The following is a 15,551-nucleotide window of genomic DNA, read 5'->3' as shown; positions in this document are numbered from 1 at the left end:
GCGCGCTCTTAGATAATTTCCAGCTCTTTACCGATGCGGATAAAGGCTTCAATAGCGTGATCCAGTTGTTCGGAGGTGTGCGCCGCCGACATCTGAGTACGAATACGGGCTTGACCCTGAGGTACCACTGGGAAAGAGAAACCTATCACGTAGATCCCTTCCGCCAGCAGGCGGTCGGCAAACTGGGAGGCCAACGCGGCATCGCCAATCATCACCGGGATAATAGCGTGATCGGCACCGGCCAGAGTAAAACCAGCGGCGCTCATTTCACGACGGAAACGCTCGGCGTTGTGCCACAACTGAGCACGCAACTCATCGCCTTCGGCCATCATCTCGATCACTCGAATCGAGGCACTGACAATCGCCGGCGCCAAAGAGTTAGAGAACAGGTATGGACGGGAGCGCTGACGCAGCCAATCGATCACCTCTTTCTTGCCGGAGGTAAAGCCACCAGACGCGCCGCCTAGGGCTTTGCCTAACGTACCGGTGATGATGTCCACCCGATCCATCACCCCGCAATGTTCGTGAGTACCACGACCGCCAGCGCCAACAAAGCCAACTGCATGGGAATCATCGACCATCACCAAGGCATCGTACTTATCGGCCAAGTCGCAGATCGCTTCGAGGTTAGCGATCACGCCATCCATCGAGAACACCCCGTCGGTGGCGATCAAGATATGGCGAGCACCGGCTTCACGAGCTTGCTGCAGACAGTTTTCCAACTCCGCCATGTCGTTGTTGGCGTAGCGGAAACGCTTGGCTTTACACAGGCGCACCCCATCGATGATGGAAGCGTGGTTGAGCGCATCAGAGATAATCGCGTCGTTGGCGTCCAGCAGGGTTTCAAACAGACCGGCGTTAGCGTCAAAGCAAGAGGAGTACAGAATGGTGTCTTCCATACCTAGGAACTCAGACAGCTTGTGCTCCAACACTTTGTGGTTGTCTTGAGTACCGCAGATAAAGCGTACCGATGCCATGCCAAAACCGTGGCTATCGAGACCGTTATGAGCCGCTTTTAGCAGCTCTGGATGGTTAGCAAGGCCAAGGTAGTTGTTGGCACAGAAGTTCACCACTTGGGCACCACTGGCAACTGCAATGGCAGGCTGCTGCGCGGTGGTGATCACTCGTTCTTGTTTGTAGAGGCCATCCGCTTTGACCTGCTGAATTTGGTCACGGATCTGCTGATAGAAGGCTGAGGTCGACATCGGTTTCCTTGGCGTCGCAGAGTATCTGAAAAATCGCATGATACTCTGCCCTTGCAGGCTTTGCAGCCATCAAACAACGCCGACCAGTCTGGGGCTGTAAAAGAGGCTAGTTACGCTGACTGCAGACCGTCACTTGGTTCATTCGCTAAGGCTTGGTAGTGACTGACCAGTCGTTCAAATTCTGGCTTAAACTGCGGCGTGATGTAGCCATGAAAGATCGCCAACAGCTGAATAACCCCTTGATAGATCATCGATTCAGAGATCGGCTTATCCAAATTCTGGGTATATAGGTGACTGATCCAAAAGGTCACCACCATCTTCATCCCCTCGGCCAATGGTCGCATCATGGTTGGATCGACCTGCACCGAGCCGTTATCAACCAGCCGTTGCATATTAGCGATGGCCGCTTCCAGTACCTGCTGGTGCGCCACCAGATAGCGCTGATGCAGTTCCGGATCCCTCGCCAAGATGTCCGACAAGCTGGCGTACACAAAACGAAACTGCCACATCCCCTGAAACATCCGATCAAGGTAATCCTGCATTAGGTTGTTTTCGTCCAATTGGTCACCGTAGGACTCGGCGACGTAATGCTCATACTCAGCAAAGATGGCGCGAATGATCTGCTCTTTATTGCGAAAGTAGTAGTACAGGTTGCCGGGACTGATCCCCAAGTGGGCGGCAATGTGATTGGTGGTGATGGCGCGCTCGCCGTGCAGGTTAAACAGCTCGCGACTGGCGGCAATGATCCGGTCTTTGGTCTTCATCGTGCGTTCCTTAAGAGCCCTGACCAAGCTCACACCAAGAGAAAAGATGGCCGCTAGAGTAGCACCACCACGGTGCAGTGACTAGCGACGGCCAAGTCAGCAAGGAACACAGAACACTGGCAAAGAGTTTAACCTTTACAACAAATTAACTTCAAAATACGGGGATAAAGACAATGCTAGAACAACTACTCTAACTGGCATCATATCCTGCTGAATTTAATCCCATTCAACGCTATCCACAGCGCCAATCGGCGATGCTGGTATCAACCTATTGGAGAACGGCGTATCATCGGCGAGTTATGGTTTTCGACACAATCAGGTAGTCGCTATGAAAGTTTTGGTCACCGGTGCCGCCGGCTTTATTGGTAATTTCGTCGCCGAGCGCTTATTGGAACAAGGCCACCAGGTGGTCGGTTTGGATAACCTAAATGACTACTATCAAGTCAGCCTGAAGCAGGATCGGTTAAAGCGGTTACAACACTTTGAACAATTCCAGTTTGTACAGATCGATTTGGCCGACCGAGTCGCGATGGCCGCCTTATTTGCCGACCATCAATTTAACCGCGTAGTGCACTTGGCTGCTCAAGCGGGGGTGCGCTATTCCATCGACAACCCAATGGCCTACAACGATTCTAACCTCACTGGGATGATGACCATTCTGGAAGGCTGTCGCCAAAACCAAGTCGAACACTTGGTGTACGCCAGTTCCTCATCCGTATATGGCATGAACAAAAAGGTGCCATTTGCTGAAGCGGACCGTGTCGATCACCCAGTCAGCCTGTATGCCGCCACCAAAAAAGCCAATGAATTGATGGCTCACAGTTACAGTCACCTGTACAACATGCCGGTAACTGGGCTGCGCTTTTTCACCGTCTATGGCCCTTGGGGACGACCAGATATGGCGGCGTTTAAGTTCGCTAAGAAGATCTTGGCCGGCGAAGCGATCGACGTCTATAACTACGGCGATTTGAGCCGTGACTTCACCTACATCGACGACATTGTCGAAGGGGTGCTGCGTACCTTAGATAACGTCCCGACTGGCACTAATGGCAACGCCAAGTATGACGCTGAAGCAACGACGCCGTACGCGCTGTACAACATTGGTAATCACCAGCCGGTGAAGCTGCTGGAATTCATTCAGACGCTTGAAGAGGCACTGGGGGTGAAAGCCAAGCTGAATATGATGCCAATGCAGCCTGGTGACGTGTACACCACTTACGCCGATACCGAGCAGTTGCAACAAGCGGTTGGCTTTGAACCAAATACCAGCCTAAAACAGGGCCTGACAGAGTTTGCCAACTGGTACCGTAACTACCACCAAATCTAAACACCGATGAATCGCATTAGTTACAGCGCTCTGCTGCTGTTATTGACGCCACTGCTGTTGGTGTATTTGGGCTTTCGGGCGCTCAAAAGCGCCGATTACCGCGGCCGCATCGGTGAACGGTTTGGCTTGGGGCTACCTAAGATCCAGCGCCCTATCGTGGTGCACTGCGCATCGATGGGGGAAACCTTGGCGGCACTGCCGCTTATTCGCGCCCTGCAGCAACGCTACCCCCAGCTGCCAGTGCTGGTTACCACCACTACGCCGACCGGTTCAGCGCAGGTAAAACAGCAATTGGGTGACAGCGTTTACCACTGCTATCTGCCTATTGATCTGAGTGGCGTGATGCGACGCTTTTTGCAGCGATTACAACCGAGCGCGGTGATCCTGATGGAAACCGAACTGTGGCCAAATTTGGTGCACCATTGTTATCGGCAACAGATCCCGGTGATTTTAGCCAACGCGCGATTATCGCAGCGCTCGGCCAAGGGATACGCTCGCGTTGGCGGTTTAGTAACGCCAATGCTAAAGCAGTTAAGCGCGGTGGCCGTGCAACACAATCAAGATGGTGCCCGCTTCGTCAGCCTTGGTTTGCCGGCCGGAAAACTAACTGAGTGCGGCAGTCTCAAGTTTGATCTGAAACTCAGCGACCACGATCGCCAGCAAGCCCGCGAATTTGCTTTCACGCTGTGGGGGGAGCGACCAGTGTGGGTTGCCGGCTCGGTTCATCCCGGCGAATTTGCTGCGCTATTTAGCGCGCATCAACAGTTGCTAAAGCAACAAGCTGATGCGCTACTGGTGTTAGTACCTCGCCACCCAGAACAGTTTGAAGCCGCTTTTGCGGCCGCCTGCGACCACGGTTTCGACTGCCAGCGGCGCAGCAGCGGCGCAGCGGTCGATGGCCAAACTCAGGTTCTGATTGGCGACACCATGGGCGAACTTAAACGGCTGTTTGGCGGTGCTACACTGGCTTATGTCGGCGGCAGTTTGATTGAACGCGGCGGCCACAACCCATTAGAACCGGCCGCCTTCGGTAAACCGGTGCTGATGGGGCCACACTATTTTAATTTTCAGCAAATTGGCGATGCCCTTAAGGCACAACAGGTACTGGAAGTTATCCATAGCAACGACGAGTTAGCGCAAGCACTGCAGCAACTGCTGTTTGAACCAAAACGGCGCCAGCAAATTGCTGACGCCGCGTTAGAGTTCGTCGGTAACAACCAAGGGGCGACCGAACGCCAATTGGCGGTGATCGCCGCTAGCCTTGATAGCCGCGCATAAGCGCCTGCCAATCTGACTCTTGCCATTGCAGCCCTGCCACTCGCAGGGCTTCTTTTTGCAGTGAACGCTGTAACCGCGCCAAGTTGGCCTGCTGCCACTTCGCTTCAGGCTTACGGATCCGACCTTGATCAAAGTCGATCAGATAGAACTGCTGCTCATCCAGCAAAATATTGCGGGCATTCAGATCTGCGTGATACACCCCGGCTTGATGGAACTGCGCCAACACTTGCCCTAATTGCTGCCAGCGCGCCGGAGTTAATGGTGCGTGGCTTAGCGCTTTGACCAGATCAACACAGCCATCCAGGCGCTTAGTAATTAAATCGGCGCGGTAACTGAAGCCGTGGCGTTCCAATCGTGCCGCTACCGGCAAGCAAGCAGGCAGCCCCAACTGCTGAATCTGTTCTAGCAGCTTAAGCTCTTTATATGCTCGGGTATTTTCTAAGCCGGACCACAGATAGACATCCTCGATCACCTTGCCCGGTAGACCACCACGATAGTAGTGGCGCAGCACATAAGCCTGATGATCAATCGCTAAAAACATCGCGGGATTGCGGCCACTGGCATCGGAGTTTCCGGTAATACGACCGTTTCGTTTCAACCAATCCCGATCAAACCAGTCCAAAGTTGCGCTACTGCCTTCGGCAAGTAGCAACGTAAATGCGCCATGTTCTGAGTGTTGCATCGAGATCCCAAACGGCAGAAAACAAAAAAGTGCCGCCATTGTGGCGGCAGCAGATCAACAGGTCAAACCAGAGGCAAAGTTAACGGCCGATCAAATTCGACTTAACGCGGCGAACCCACTTACGGAAGTTGGACACCTTGCTGTCTTGCGCATAACGGCCTTTCTCTGCGTGACGGATAAACAGCACATTCGGCACATCAATTGCCACCCCTTGGGTGCCAAGCAGCCAACGAAACGCCCGATCCTCATGACACTTGGCCCAATTCGCCACCGGTTGCTGATATACCTTTAAGTTCTCGCAATAGCCGCAGGCTCGCGCCACATCGCCATGAGTGATCTGAGCAGGCCCCGTAGCACGAGTCAACTTACGCACCGAGAATCGATCTAAATCCAACTGCATCAATCGCGGCTGCTGTTTCGCTGCAACGATTAACGGATCATCTTTCGGCAGCAGATCGGTAGCCAGCATCTGTTGCGGATAAACCAGATAATCCTGACGACCAACAAGTTGTTGCGCTAGCGCATCAAGCGCGCCTTCATGGAACACCACATCGCAATCGGTAAACCAGATCCAATCCGCTTTGGTCGCTTTGGCGGCAAGATTGCGACCGATTGCTCGACGAAACAGTTGTTCTTTCGGCAGCGGAATAAAATTCCATTGCACATTAGGCACTTGTTGCGAACGGAAGAAGTCCAACACCCGCATGGTGTCTGCGTCCTCTTCCGAGTAAAATACCGTCATCACAACCTTGAGTTGCTGTGGTGGGAAGTTAACCAAAGAACTGAGTTGATACAGTTGGAATTCAGAATATTTCCAGCAATGGCTTACCAGCTCCAAGGTCAGTCCCGCTTGCGCCGGCTTGAGGCAGGAGCTATCAGGCAAGGCCTGGTTAAACCAACAGCCGGGAATGACGCCAGACGCAGCCCAGCGAAAGCTACGCTCTGTGACATTCAACCACATATTTAAAAGAAACTTAACTGCCATTACATTCGAGACTCTTAGATGACTAGACTTAGGTAACAATCGGTATTATAGAGAAGTTCATCAACAAAATGATATGTTAATGCGCCTGTTGCCCATCTAGCCCTTCAACTAACTATGTTGGACTAATATTTTGCACCTTTATATTTGTACTACGCCCAGACATCTTCTATTTGCACTGCTGCGCAGTCTCCGACATCCGCAGGTTACTAGTCGTGTATTATTTTTCTCCCGAGAGTTTGAAAGCGATCAGGAACGTTGGCAAACCAATGTATTACCAAATCACATTCAATTCTCTCTTGTACCTCTCAAGTCATTTAAACACGGATTGTTTAAGTCCCCTCGCGGACTTAAACTGTTACTAGATAACCGATTTAACCATGTAGCCTCAGAGGCACAAAATAATTTTTTACTTAGATACTTAGCAAAGTATGACCATAATCCTGAATTAGTTTCAGGACGGAATCTAGGACTCTTTGTTTTCAATGATCGTAATCCAGTTTCGAGATTATTTATTCAGTTAGTGGAAACTTATAACTGCATTGAAGATGGCGAAGGAAATTATATTAATCACCAATTGTCTCGGTGTAAAAGATTTTTGAGAAAACTAAATAAAAAACCGACAGATCGAGTTTTTTCCGAAAATCCTAGATGTAAATCTAATTTAGTTATATTTCCAGAAAAAGTACCGCTACGAGTAAAATCAAAAACTTTTCCTATTGATTTTCTCGATGCTGGTAAAAATAAGGGGTTATTACTTTCTTTCTTTAAATTAACGCAAGCTATTACGACCGGTAAACAAAGTATCATTTTGCTTACCCAACCTTTCCGCCCTCAGGATCTCAGCAAAAAACTCCGCATAGAACTGTATCAAAAGATGGCTGAAGAGATGTATAAACAGGGTTTTCATGTCATTCTTAAGCCACATCCTAGGGATCATCTTAAAGACTATGAATCAGTTCCTCGTGAACTAACACTAGATCACAAAATGCCGATGGAAATAATTCTTTTGGGCAGCGAATCAAAACCGCTTTTATTCTCTATTTGTTCTTCGACAGGAATCGGCTTTGAGGAGTACTGTACTACATTAAAGCTCATCGAAAATGATTTTTTTGGAGCCATTGAAAGATGGAGCAATGACCAGGATAAATGGATTAATGCTTTTAAAGAAACTCTAAAAAGCAAGAAGCCTGCTCACCATTAAAATAGCCCCCTTTGATTTAAGGGGGCTATTAAATTACATTGATATGATTTATTTGAGCATATTTAAACTCAGTGGAGTGCCTCGCGCAACATCGACTTTGAGAACTCTACCAATTACGGACTCATAATGTTTTGGCGCTAACCCAAATCCCGGCCGAATGCTCTTTACGTTGTCTGCGGTAATCGCTTCACCGGCTTGAATGTCTGCCACCACGTACAGAGAGCGGCGGAATTTGGCATTGCCACGCTCGCTGGCCGTGCGTTGATAATTCACCTGCCCCAGCGCTTTCCAAGCGGTATGGGTACTGTCACACAGATGCTGCAGCTCGGCCGGTTCCAGCGAGAAGCTGTCATCCGGGCCGCCCCCATTGCGATCCAAGGTCACGTGCTTTTCAATCAGCGCCGCACCCAGCGCCACGGCGGCGATGGCGGTGGTGTTGTCAATGGTGTGATCGGACAGCCCAGCAACCACGTCAAAACGCGCAGCCAGATCCGGAATAGTGGAGAGGTTGTACTCCGACGCAGGCGCCGGGTAGCCGCTCACGCATTGCAGCAGGATCAGTTCCTGACAACCCGCTTCTCGGGCCGCGGTAACCGCTTCGGCAATCTCTTCCTGATTAGCCATGCCGGTGGAGATGATCAATGGCTTGCCGGTTTTGGCAACGTACTTGATCAGTGGAATATCCACCGCTTCAAAAGAGGCGATCTTGTAAGCCGGTGCATCCAACTGTTCCAGCAGATCGACCGCGGAAAAATCAAACGGCGAACTGAAGATGGTGATCCCCAGCTCCTTGGCCTTGGCAAACAGCGGTTGATGCCACTCCCACGGCATCTGCGCCCATTGATACAGCTGATGCAGGTTACGGCCATCCCATAAGCCACCGTGGATCTGAAAATCCTCGCTATCGCAATCAATGGTGATGGTATCCGCGCTATAGGTCTGCAGTTTGATGGCATCGGCGCCGGCGCGCTTAGCCGCTTCCATAATCTCAAACGCGCGGTTGATGTCACCGTTATGGTTGGCTGACAGCTCCGCAATGATGTACGGCTTGTGTCCGGGGCCAATGGCGCGACCGGCAATATGAACGGTTTTCACTCAATCAATTCCTGCGGTAAAAGTTGATACTGCTGCGGGCTAATCGGCTGATAACCCAGCCGCTGAAATAGCCCGTGGGAAGCGGCGTTGCCGGCCAACACGGTTGCCAATAAGTGACACTCCGGGTACAGACGGCGCAACAGCTTCAAGCCCGCTTGGGCAATCCCAAGCCGATAGTGGTTCGGCGACACCAACACCGAGATCTCATGCTGATCGGTGCCGGCAACGGGATCCAAACGCAACATCCCGACCGGCTCATCGTCCAGGGTCATAAACGCCAGCAGCGCATCCGAAGCTAACAGTTTTTGCTGGTACCAATGCTGGTGTTGTTGCCATAACGGCGGCTCAGGATGACGCGCAAAACGTCGGGTTGGCGGGGCACATTGCCAATCGAATAGGGTTTTGCAGTCGGCGGCCGTGCCGAAGCGGATCTGCAAGGCTCGACCATCTCGCAGCGGCTCCGACAGCAGTGCCATCAGGACCCGCTTTACCCCTAAGCCATCGGTGATTGCCACGGCGGCGGACTGCATTTCATGGCGCTGTTGCAAGGTTGCCTCGATGGCGCGTTTCAAGGCCTTCGGCTCGGCCAGAGCGTCAATCGCCAATGGGGCAATGGCGCCGCACTGCGCCAAATTAGCCAACACCTGACGCTGATTGTCTGCCAGACACAGGGTTAAGGTCGGCAGGCCCAGCACGCAGCGCTCCCAACTTGTAGTGCCGGCCGCACCGATGGCCAGATCCGCCGCCACCATCAACTCCGCCATTCGCGACGTCGCCACATGCAGCTGAACCGACAGCGGCAAGCGCTCAACTAAACCGGCCAGCTCCGTCACATGGGGATTGCTGGCGCCGATCACCAGATCAACGGCCAGCTGTTGCGGCCGAAAAGCCTCAGCCAAACTGCGTAACACCGTGGCGCTGTGGTTTTCGGGATCGGCCCCACCAAGGGTGAGCAGCAGTCGCGGGATTGCTAGCGGCTGCTGACGACGAGCCAGCGCCTGACTTCGCAGCTGGGCGAACTCCGGCCGCAGCAAGGCGTATTCGGCGCCCGCCAGCACCTGGGCATCGGATCGGCGCAAGCAATGACGGTAGTCCTCCGCCTGACGCCCAAAGGTCTGATCGAGCACCCAGTCTGCATCAAGCGGGCGATCCGCCAAATCGTCCAGCACCAGTATGCGGCGACAACGACGCCGCAACAGCTGCTGCCAGCGCGCATCCAAGCCGTAATGATCGACCACCAGCAGTTCGACCGCTGCAATGCCGAGCTCGTCGACCACCGCCAACGTCTGCTGCGCATCTTGCTGCCAACTGGCCCCCAGCCACTGTTGGTAAGGCTGACGCTCAGACGCCAACAACGACACCTCAGATGGAGGCAACAACGTCAGTTCAAAACCGTTGGCGGTGATCAACGCGCCCAAGTGGCCAGCGTGTTCACGGCAAACGAAATGACAGCGTAAACCGGTGCCACGGAGGGATTGCGCCAGCGTCAAACAACGATATACGTGGCCGCACCCCATCTGGGTAGAGGCATCAACTCGGAACAGCGCGACCGCCATCAGCCGTCTCGCTCCAACATCAGCGCAAACAAGCGCTCAGCTCGATCCCAGTCTTCCGGGGTATCGATATCCTGAACCCGATGGCGCGGGAGCAGCACTAACCGAGAAGTCGGCCCAAACACCGCCTCTCTCCGCTGCCACGCCGGTGCACGGCCCCAGTAGAACTGACCGGCATCGTGAAACGCCTCCTGCAGATCCTGAGAACGAGTCAGCAGATGCTCCGGCTGGAACATTGCGACTCGGCCATCCTCATCCATTTTCAGGGCCCGCTGGATCGGAAATGGAAAGCTGGTGGCGCTAAAAGCGTACTGACAGTCACTGTCCTGCATAACGGTCAAACCGCGCTGCAGATCGCTCGCCTGCACAAACGGCGCGGTGGCGTACAAGCAACACACCAGCGACGGCGCTTGCCCTTGCTCGGTGCACCAGTTGACCGCATGTCGGATCACATCCACGGTGGTGGCGTAATCATCCGACAGCTCCGGCGGCCGCAGAAACGGTACCTCGGCGCCGTGTTGACGGGCGATCTCTGCGATCTCGGCATCATCGGTGCTGACGATGATCCGCTCAAAGCAGCCCGACTGGCGAGCGGCTTCAATCGACCAAGCGATCATCGGTTTGCCGTGAAATGGCTTGATGTTTTTGCGAGGAATGCGCTTGCTGCCGCCTCGGGCCGGAATGACTGCCAGACGCATCTTAGGCTCCCAGAACATCACGCAGCGTAGACACCACGGTATCCTGTTGCGCTTCGGTCAGGGCATGGAACATCGGCAGCGAGATCGCCTCAGCGTAGTACGCCTCCGACTGTGGGAAATCCCCATCGTTAAAACCCATGGCCCGGTAGTAAGGCTGAGTGTGCACCGGAATGTAATGCAGGTTTACGCCGATGCCACGCTCTCGCAGCTGGGCAAACACCTCACCATGACTGAGCGAGATGGCATCCAGTTGCAGCCGGATCACATACAGGTGCAGGCCGGAGTAGCTATCTGGGTGCTGATATGGGGTGATCACCGGCAGATCCGCCAGCAACGCATCATAACGCGCCGCCAATGCATGCCGAGCGCTGATAAAGTCGTTCAAACGGCTCATCTGGCTTACGCCCAGTGCCGCTTGCAGCTCGGTCATCCGGTAGTTGTAGCCCAGTTCAATCTGCTGATAGTACCAAGGGCCGTGGGATGGCTCGGTCATCTGCGCTTCATCACGGGTAATGCCGTGGCTGCGATACAGCGCCATCTTGCTGGCCAGGGTGTCGTCATTGGTCAGGGCCGCGCCACCTTCGGCGGTGGTGACGATCTTAACCGGATGGAAGCTGAAGATGGTGATGTCGCTGTAGCGACCATTACCAATCGGCTCACCTTGATAACGGCCACCAATGGCGTGGGACGCGTCTTCGATCACTTTAACCCCGTAGCGTTGGCACAGGGCATGGATCGCCACCATATCGCAGGGCTGACCACACAGATGAACCGCCACAAGGATCTTTGGCAGACGCCCCGCCTGCTCGGCCTCAGCCAGCTTGGTCGCCAACGCCTCAGGACACAGGTTGTAGGTGCGCGGATCGATATCGACAAAGTCGACCTGAGCCCCACAGTACAGCCCACAGTTGGCCGAAGCGACGAAGGTGACAGGGGTAGTCCAGAGCCAATCGCCCACTCCCAGATCCAACGCCATACAGGCAATGTGCAGCGCGGAAGTGGCGCTGTTCACCGCCAAGGCGTGTTTGGCTCCGGTAAAGTCGGTTAAGGTGCGTTCGAACGCCGGCACCTGTGGACCCTGAGTCAAAAAGTCAGATTGCAGCACCGACACCACTGCATCGATGTCGGCCTGAGTGATCTCTTGCTTGCCGTAGGGGATCACGGTCGCCTCACACTTCAAAGTTTGGATCAACGTGCTCTCTGATCAGAGCGCGCAGACTGTCGACGGTTTCCCACTCGGTGTTGGTGCCAGAGTTGTACTTAAAGCCGAACGGCACTTTGGTCGCCTTGTGGTGGTCTAGGTATTCCTGCTCGGTGTAGCAGTAAGATACCGACGGCAAAATAGCGTAATGGGGACCCAGATCAATGGTATTGAGGGAATCGGTATCGGTGATCATCTCTTCATGCAGCTTCTCGCCCGGACGAATGCCCACCACCGGCGTCTCAGCCTCAGGTGCCACCGCCGTGGCCACATCCGTGATGCGGTAGGACGGGATCTTAGGAATGAAGATCTCACCACCTAGATGGTTGCCCAGGGCAAACATCACCAAATTCACCCCATCTTGCAAAGAGATGTTAAAGCGAGTCATCTCTTCGTGGGTGATCGGCAGTACGCCATCAGCGCGCTTGCTTAAGAAGAATGGGATCACCGAACCGCGAGAGCCCATTACGTTGCCGTAACGCACTACCGAGAATCGGATCTCCTTGGAGCCTTTGATGTTATTGGCGGCGGTGAACAACTTATCGGAAGCCAACTTGGTGGCACCGTACAAGTTGATCGGCGCACAAGCCTTATCGGTAGAGAGTGCCACTACGTCTTGCACGCCACACTGCAGCGCCGCGCGAATCACGTTTTCGGCGCCATCAATGTTGGTGCGAATGCATTCGGTCGGGTTGTATTCTGCAGTATCCACCTGCTTGATGGCGGCCGCATGGATTATAACATCCACTCCTTCGCAAGCTTCAATCATACGCTCGCGGTCACGCACATCACCGATAAAAAAGCGCAGCATCGGATACTCTTTGGCCGGGTATTGCTGCCTCAGTTCAAACTGCTTCAGCTCATCACGGGAAAAGATGATGATCTTCTTAACTTGCGGGTAGCGCTCAAGAATGGTTTTTATAAACTGCTTGCCAAAGGAACCAGTTCCTCCAGTGATAAGCACAGTCTTTTGGGATAACACAGTAAACTCAACCTTAAATGATAACAGTTAGTCGGAGGCTGCCGGTGCAGTCGCTCGATATGTCTAGAAGACTAGTTTACTAAAGATCCATAGCGTAAAACACTAAGGATATATAGAGACGCTCTCTGTGTAGAGTCACGGCACATGCTGCCTCTACAATAAGCATCCAGTACACTGTAACTCAAAGCCAAATTAGCTACTAAATTGAATGACCACAAAAGCAATATACCCTGGCACTTTTGACCCCATCACCAACGGGCACTTAGATCTTATCCAACGAGCCTCAAAGTTAGTCGATCAGTTGATTGTTGCGGTCGCATTTAATCCCAGCAAGCAGCCAATGTTCTCCTTGGAAGAGCGCGTAGCGATGATTGAGCAAGCGTGCACACAGGTGCAGAACGTTTTGGTGGTGGGATTTACAGGACTGCTGGTTGATCTTGCGAAAAAACATCAGGCTCAAGTGCTCATACGTGGCGTGCGCACCAACATGGACTTTGAGTATGAACTGCAGTTGGCCAACATGAATCGTGCGCTTTCGCCCGAACTAGAAACCATTTTTCTAACCCCTAGCGAAAACAACAGCTTTATCTCATCAAGCATCATCAAAGATGTTGCCCGGCATCATGGCTCCATTAGCAATTTTGTACCACCAGTTGTAGCCGCTGCGGTTACCGCCAAGCTCAGTACCGACCAATAACAATGCTAACGTTGGCAACGCCCACAGAACACGGTGGCGCGTTGTCCTAGCTTGATCTCAGACAAAGTACCACCACAGTTGTGACACAGTTGCCCGCCACGTCCGTAGACATTGAGGTGCTGGACGAAATAGCCTGGCTTACCGTCCGCATTAGTAAAGTCTTTCAAGGTGGTACCGCCTTGGGTTATGGCTGTCGCCAATACCTTTTTGACTTCGGCAACTAATACCTCAAGCCGGGCTTTACTGATGCTGCCAGCGGCACGCTTAGGACTGATCCCAGCCGCAAATAGCGCTTCATTAGCGTAGATGTTACCAACGCCAACGACGACGCTATTGTCCATCAATGCCAGCTTGATTGCCTTGGTTTTGCCGAGTAACTGTGACTTTAAGTAGTCAGCATTAAAATCATCCGTCAGCGGCTCTGGACCGAGCTTCTGAAGCAGTGGCTGCGCATCGATAGGCAACGGCCACCAGATCGCAGCACCAAAGCGTCTGGGGTCGTTTAAACGCAGCACCGCACCACCGCCCATTACTAAGTCGAGATGGTCGTGCTTTTGTGGTTCTGGCGGTGAATTTAACACCCGTAAACTGCCCGACATGCCTAGGTGCAGAATCAAAGTACCAGCTTGGCTATCGAGCAGCAGGTATTTGGCTCGGCGACGAACGCTGGTGATTACCTGACCTTCTAGATGTTTAATGGTCGGATCAATCGGCCAACGTAACTGCCAGTGCCTGACAACCACTTGCTTAACGACTTGCCCCTCAAGATGTGGGGCGATCCCCATTCGGGTCACTTCAACTTCGGGTAACTCTGGCATTACTGCACTCCTGATGGGATAAGTTCGCTCACCGGCTGATTGACCAACCGCCACCACTGCGGTTGACCATGCAATTTGATCAGACCATCGGCAGGGTACAACAGCGTCGTCTGCGCTTCAGCAAAGCCTTGCAGATAGAGATCAACCGCCACCGGCCGTAATGGCACTGGCTCTGGCGTGGCTACCGGCAACAATTGCGCCGATTGCCAAGCTTGCAATACCCCAGCCAGTTGCGGCGACGCTAATGGCGGCGTGCTATGCCACTGACTGCCTTGCAACTCGATGACCACATTAGCAAACACCAACGCCATCAGCGGTGTCTCCGGTAACAGCGGCAGACTGTGCGGCTGCTGCGTCAAGCGTTTGCTGCTTAGCAGTAAAATGCCAAAGAACGCGACCAGCAGGATCAACATGTTGTTGTGACGACGGCGCTGACGACTCATAACCCTAGCCAAACGAAAGTAACTGACGGCAGTGTACTGCGCCGCCTAAATCCCAGCCATAAAAAAACCCGACCATAAGGTCGGGTTTTTTCAGATGCAAAATCAATTACTTGATCTTAGCTTCTTTGTACAGAACGTGCTTGCGGATGGTTGGATCAAACTTTTTGATCTCAAACTTCTCTGGCATTTCACGCTTGTTTTTGTCGGTGGTGTAGAAGTGACCGGTGCCAGCAGAGGAAACCAGACGGATCTTCTCACGAATACCTTTCTTAGCCATCGTTTAACTCCTTAAAACTTTTCGCCACGGGCACGCAGTTCGTTCAGAACTACTTCGATGCCTTTTTTGTCGATGATGCGCATGCCTTTAGCGGACAGACGCAGCTTAACGAAACGCTTTTCGCCTTCAACCCAGAAACGGTGGGTTTGCAGGTTAGGCAGGAAACGACGCTTGGTAGCGTTGTTTGCGTGGGAACGGTTGTTCCCGGTTACTGGGCGCTTGCCAGTAACTTGACATACTTTAGACATTTCAGTCTCCAAATCTTAGCTCGAGCATCATTGTGCCTCGTATGGCCGTCGCCCGAGGACACACGAAGGGCGCATTTTATACAAGATTGGTAGGCAA

The 15,551-nt window shown here is 53.0% G+C and carries 17 protein-coding genes; 4 read left to right on the top strand and 13 right to left on the bottom strand.

The window, feature by feature from the left end:
* Positions 1-8: 8 nt before the first annotated feature.
* A complete protein-coding gene (locus tag G506_RS0108210; RefSeq protein WP_028116445.1) occupies positions 9-1,205 on the bottom strand; it encodes a glycine C-acetyltransferase in 1,197 nt (398 codons plus the stop codon).
* Between the two features lie 110 nt (positions 1,206-1,315).
* Positions 1,316-1,969, bottom strand: a complete 654-nt coding sequence (locus G506_RS0108205) for a TetR/AcrR family transcriptional regulator (RefSeq protein ID WP_028116444.1) — start codon at positions 1,967-1,969, stop codon at positions 1,316-1,318.
* A gap of 328 nt (positions 1,970-2,297) precedes the next feature.
* Here G506_RS0108205 and G506_RS0108200 point away from each other — a divergent pair, with 328 nt between their 5' ends.
* Both G506_RS0108200 and waaA read left to right on the top strand, forming a co-directional pair.
* A complete protein-coding gene (locus G506_RS0108200; RefSeq protein ID WP_028116443.1) occupies positions 2,298-3,296 on the top strand; it encodes an NAD-dependent epimerase in 999 nt (332 codons plus the stop codon).
* 6 nt (positions 3,297-3,302) lie between these two features.
* The gene (gene waaA / locus G506_RS0108195; protein WP_028116442.1) at positions 3,303-4,574 is read left to right on the top strand and encodes a lipid IV(A) 3-deoxy-D-manno-octulosonic acid transferase; all 1,272 of its coding nucleotides are present in this window, start codon (positions 3,303-3,305) and stop codon (positions 4,572-4,574) included.
* Here the strand turns inward: waaA and G506_RS0108190 are convergent.
* Together G506_RS0108190 and G506_RS0108185 are read right to left on the bottom strand one after the other, a co-directional pair.
* The gene (locus G506_RS0108190) at positions 4,552-5,256 is read right to left on the bottom strand and encodes a 3-deoxy-D-manno-octulosonic acid kinase (protein ID WP_035387177.1); all 705 of its coding nucleotides are present in this window, start codon (positions 5,254-5,256) and stop codon (positions 4,552-4,554) included. The genes waaA and G506_RS0108190 overlap by 23 nt on opposite strands.
* 79 nt (positions 5,257-5,335) lie before the next feature.
* Positions 5,336-6,139 (bottom strand): glycosyltransferase family 2 protein, encoded by an 804-nt coding sequence (locus tag G506_RS0108185; RefSeq protein ID WP_240473403.1) that lies wholly within the window; start codon positions 6,137-6,139, stop codon positions 5,336-5,338.
* Between the two features lie 232 nt (positions 6,140-6,371).
* Between G506_RS0108185 and G506_RS20695 the strand changes: the two genes are divergently transcribed.
* Complete coding sequence (locus tag G506_RS20695) at positions 6,372-7,442, top strand: glycosyltransferase family 52 (protein WP_169628085.1); 1,071 nt, start codon at positions 6,372-6,374, stop codon at positions 7,440-7,442.
* Between the two features lie 48 nt (positions 7,443-7,490).
* On the opposite strand, the gene pseI is transcribed toward G506_RS20695, so the two are convergent.
* The 5 genes from pseI to pseB are packed head-to-tail and all read right to left on the bottom strand — an operon-like array spanning position 7,491 to position 12,971.
* Positions 7,491-8,537, bottom strand: a complete 1,047-nt coding sequence (gene pseI / locus G506_RS0108175; RefSeq protein ID WP_028116438.1) for a pseudaminic acid synthase — start codon at positions 8,535-8,537, stop codon at positions 7,491-7,493.
* Positions 8,534-10,093 (bottom strand): UDP-2,4-diacetamido-2,4,6-trideoxy-beta-L-altropyranose hydrolase, encoded by a 1,560-nt coding sequence (gene pseG, locus G506_RS19225; protein WP_051201994.1) that lies wholly within the window; start codon positions 10,091-10,093, stop codon positions 8,534-8,536. The genes pseI and pseG overlap by 4 nt, the downstream gene beginning before the upstream one ends.
* Positions 10,093-10,788 carry a pseudaminic acid cytidylyltransferase gene (gene pseF / locus G506_RS0108165; protein ID WP_028116437.1) on the bottom strand — a complete coding sequence of 232 codons (696 nt, stop codon included), beginning with the start codon at positions 10,786-10,788 and terminating at the stop codon, positions 10,093-10,095. Before pseF ends, pseG begins: the two co-directional genes overlap by 1 nt.
* Before the next feature lies 1 nt (position 10,789).
* Entirely contained in the window at positions 10,790-11,950 is a 1,161-nt protein-coding gene (pseC, locus tag G506_RS0108160) for a UDP-4-amino-4,6-dideoxy-N-acetyl-beta-L-altrosamine transaminase (protein WP_028116436.1), read from the bottom strand.
* Positions 11,951-11,957: 7 nt separating this feature from the next.
* Positions 11,958-12,971, bottom strand: coding sequence for a UDP-N-acetylglucosamine 4,6-dehydratase (inverting) (pseB, locus tag G506_RS0108155; protein WP_028116435.1), 1,014 nt, complete (start codon positions 12,969-12,971; stop codon positions 11,958-11,960).
* 208 nt (positions 12,972-13,179) lie between these two features.
* On the opposite strand from pseB, the gene coaD reads away from it, so the two are divergent.
* On the top strand, positions 13,180-13,668 hold the full coding sequence (gene coaD / locus G506_RS0108150; protein ID WP_028116434.1) for a pantetheine-phosphate adenylyltransferase: 489 nt from the start codon (positions 13,180-13,182) through the stop codon (positions 13,666-13,668).
* A 5-nt stretch (positions 13,669-13,673) separates the two neighbouring features.
* Here coaD and mutM read toward each other — a convergent pair whose 3' ends face one another.
* The 4 genes from mutM to rpmB all read right to left on the bottom strand — a co-directional run bounded on the left by mutM (position 13,674) and on the right by rpmB (position 15,454).
* A complete protein-coding gene (gene mutM, locus G506_RS0108145; protein ID WP_028116433.1) occupies positions 13,674-14,486 on the bottom strand; it encodes a bifunctional DNA-formamidopyrimidine glycosylase/DNA-(apurinic or apyrimidinic site) lyase in 813 nt (270 codons plus the stop codon).
* A complete protein-coding gene (locus tag G506_RS0108140) occupies positions 14,486-14,929 on the bottom strand; it encodes a hypothetical protein (protein ID WP_028116432.1) in 444 nt (147 codons plus the stop codon). The genes mutM and G506_RS0108140 overlap by 1 nt, the downstream gene beginning before the upstream one ends.
* 106 nt (positions 14,930-15,035) lie before the next feature.
* On the bottom strand, positions 15,036-15,206 hold the full coding sequence (rpmG, locus tag G506_RS0108135) for a 50S ribosomal protein L33 (RefSeq protein WP_028116431.1): 171 nt from the start codon (positions 15,204-15,206) through the stop codon (positions 15,036-15,038).
* 11 nt (positions 15,207-15,217) lie between these two features.
* Positions 15,218-15,454 (bottom strand): 50S ribosomal protein L28, encoded by a 237-nt coding sequence (rpmB, locus tag G506_RS0108130; RefSeq protein ID WP_028116430.1) that lies wholly within the window; start codon positions 15,452-15,454, stop codon positions 15,218-15,220.
* Between the last annotated feature and the right edge of the window lie 97 nt (positions 15,455-15,551).

Origin of the sequence: Ferrimonas senticii DSM 18821 (assembly GCF_000422665.1) — a bacterium.
GTDB lineage: Bacteria > Pseudomonadota > Gammaproteobacteria > Enterobacterales > Shewanellaceae > Ferrimonas > Ferrimonas senticii.
The sequence above is the reverse complement of the archived record's forward strand: the minus strand, read 5'-3'. Positions and strand labels throughout refer to the sequence as shown.

What these genes read in the sequence shown, in the direction of transcription:
- mutM (WP_028116433.1), bottom strand. Translation starts at nt 14,486, where the DNA reads ATGCCAGAGTTACCCGAAGTTGAAGTGACCCGAATGGGGATCGCCCCA.
- G506_RS0108205 (WP_028116444.1), bottom strand. Translation starts at nt 1,969, where the DNA reads ATGAAGACCAAAGACCGGATCATTGCCGCCAGTCGCGAGCTGTTTAAC.
- G506_RS0108210 (WP_028116445.1), bottom strand. Translation starts at nt 1,205, where the DNA reads ATGTCGACCTCAGCCTTCTATCAGCAGATCCGTGACCAAATTCAGCAG.
- pseG (WP_051201994.1), bottom strand. Translation starts at nt 10,093, where the DNA reads ATGGCGGTCGCGCTGTTCCGAGTTGATGCCTCTACCCAGATGGGGTGC.
- G506_RS0108190 (WP_035387177.1), bottom strand. Translation starts at nt 5,256, where the DNA reads ATGCAACACTCAGAACATGGCGCATTTACGTTGCTACTTGCCGAAGGC.
- waaA (WP_028116442.1), top strand. Translation starts at nt 3,303, where the DNA reads ATGAATCGCATTAGTTACAGCGCTCTGCTGCTGTTATTGACGCCACTG.
- G506_RS0108200 (WP_028116443.1), top strand. Translation starts at nt 2,298, where the DNA reads ATGAAAGTTTTGGTCACCGGTGCCGCCGGCTTTATTGGTAATTTCGTC.
- rpmG (WP_028116431.1), bottom strand. Translation starts at nt 15,206, where the DNA reads ATGGCTAAGAAAGGTATTCGTGAGAAGATCCGTCTGGTTTCCTCTGCT.
- rpmB (WP_028116430.1), bottom strand. Translation starts at nt 15,454, where the DNA reads ATGTCTAAAGTATGTCAAGTTACTGGCAAGCGCCCAGTAACCGGGAAC.
- coaD (WP_028116434.1), top strand. Translation starts at nt 13,180, where the DNA reads ATGACCACAAAAGCAATATACCCTGGCACTTTTGACCCCATCACCAAC.
- pseF (WP_028116437.1), bottom strand. Translation starts at nt 10,788, where the DNA reads ATGCGTCTGGCAGTCATTCCGGCCCGAGGCGGCAGCAAGCGCATTCCT.
- G506_RS0108140 (WP_028116432.1), bottom strand. Translation starts at nt 14,929, where the DNA reads ATGAGTCGTCAGCGCCGTCGTCACAACAACATGTTGATCCTGCTGGTC.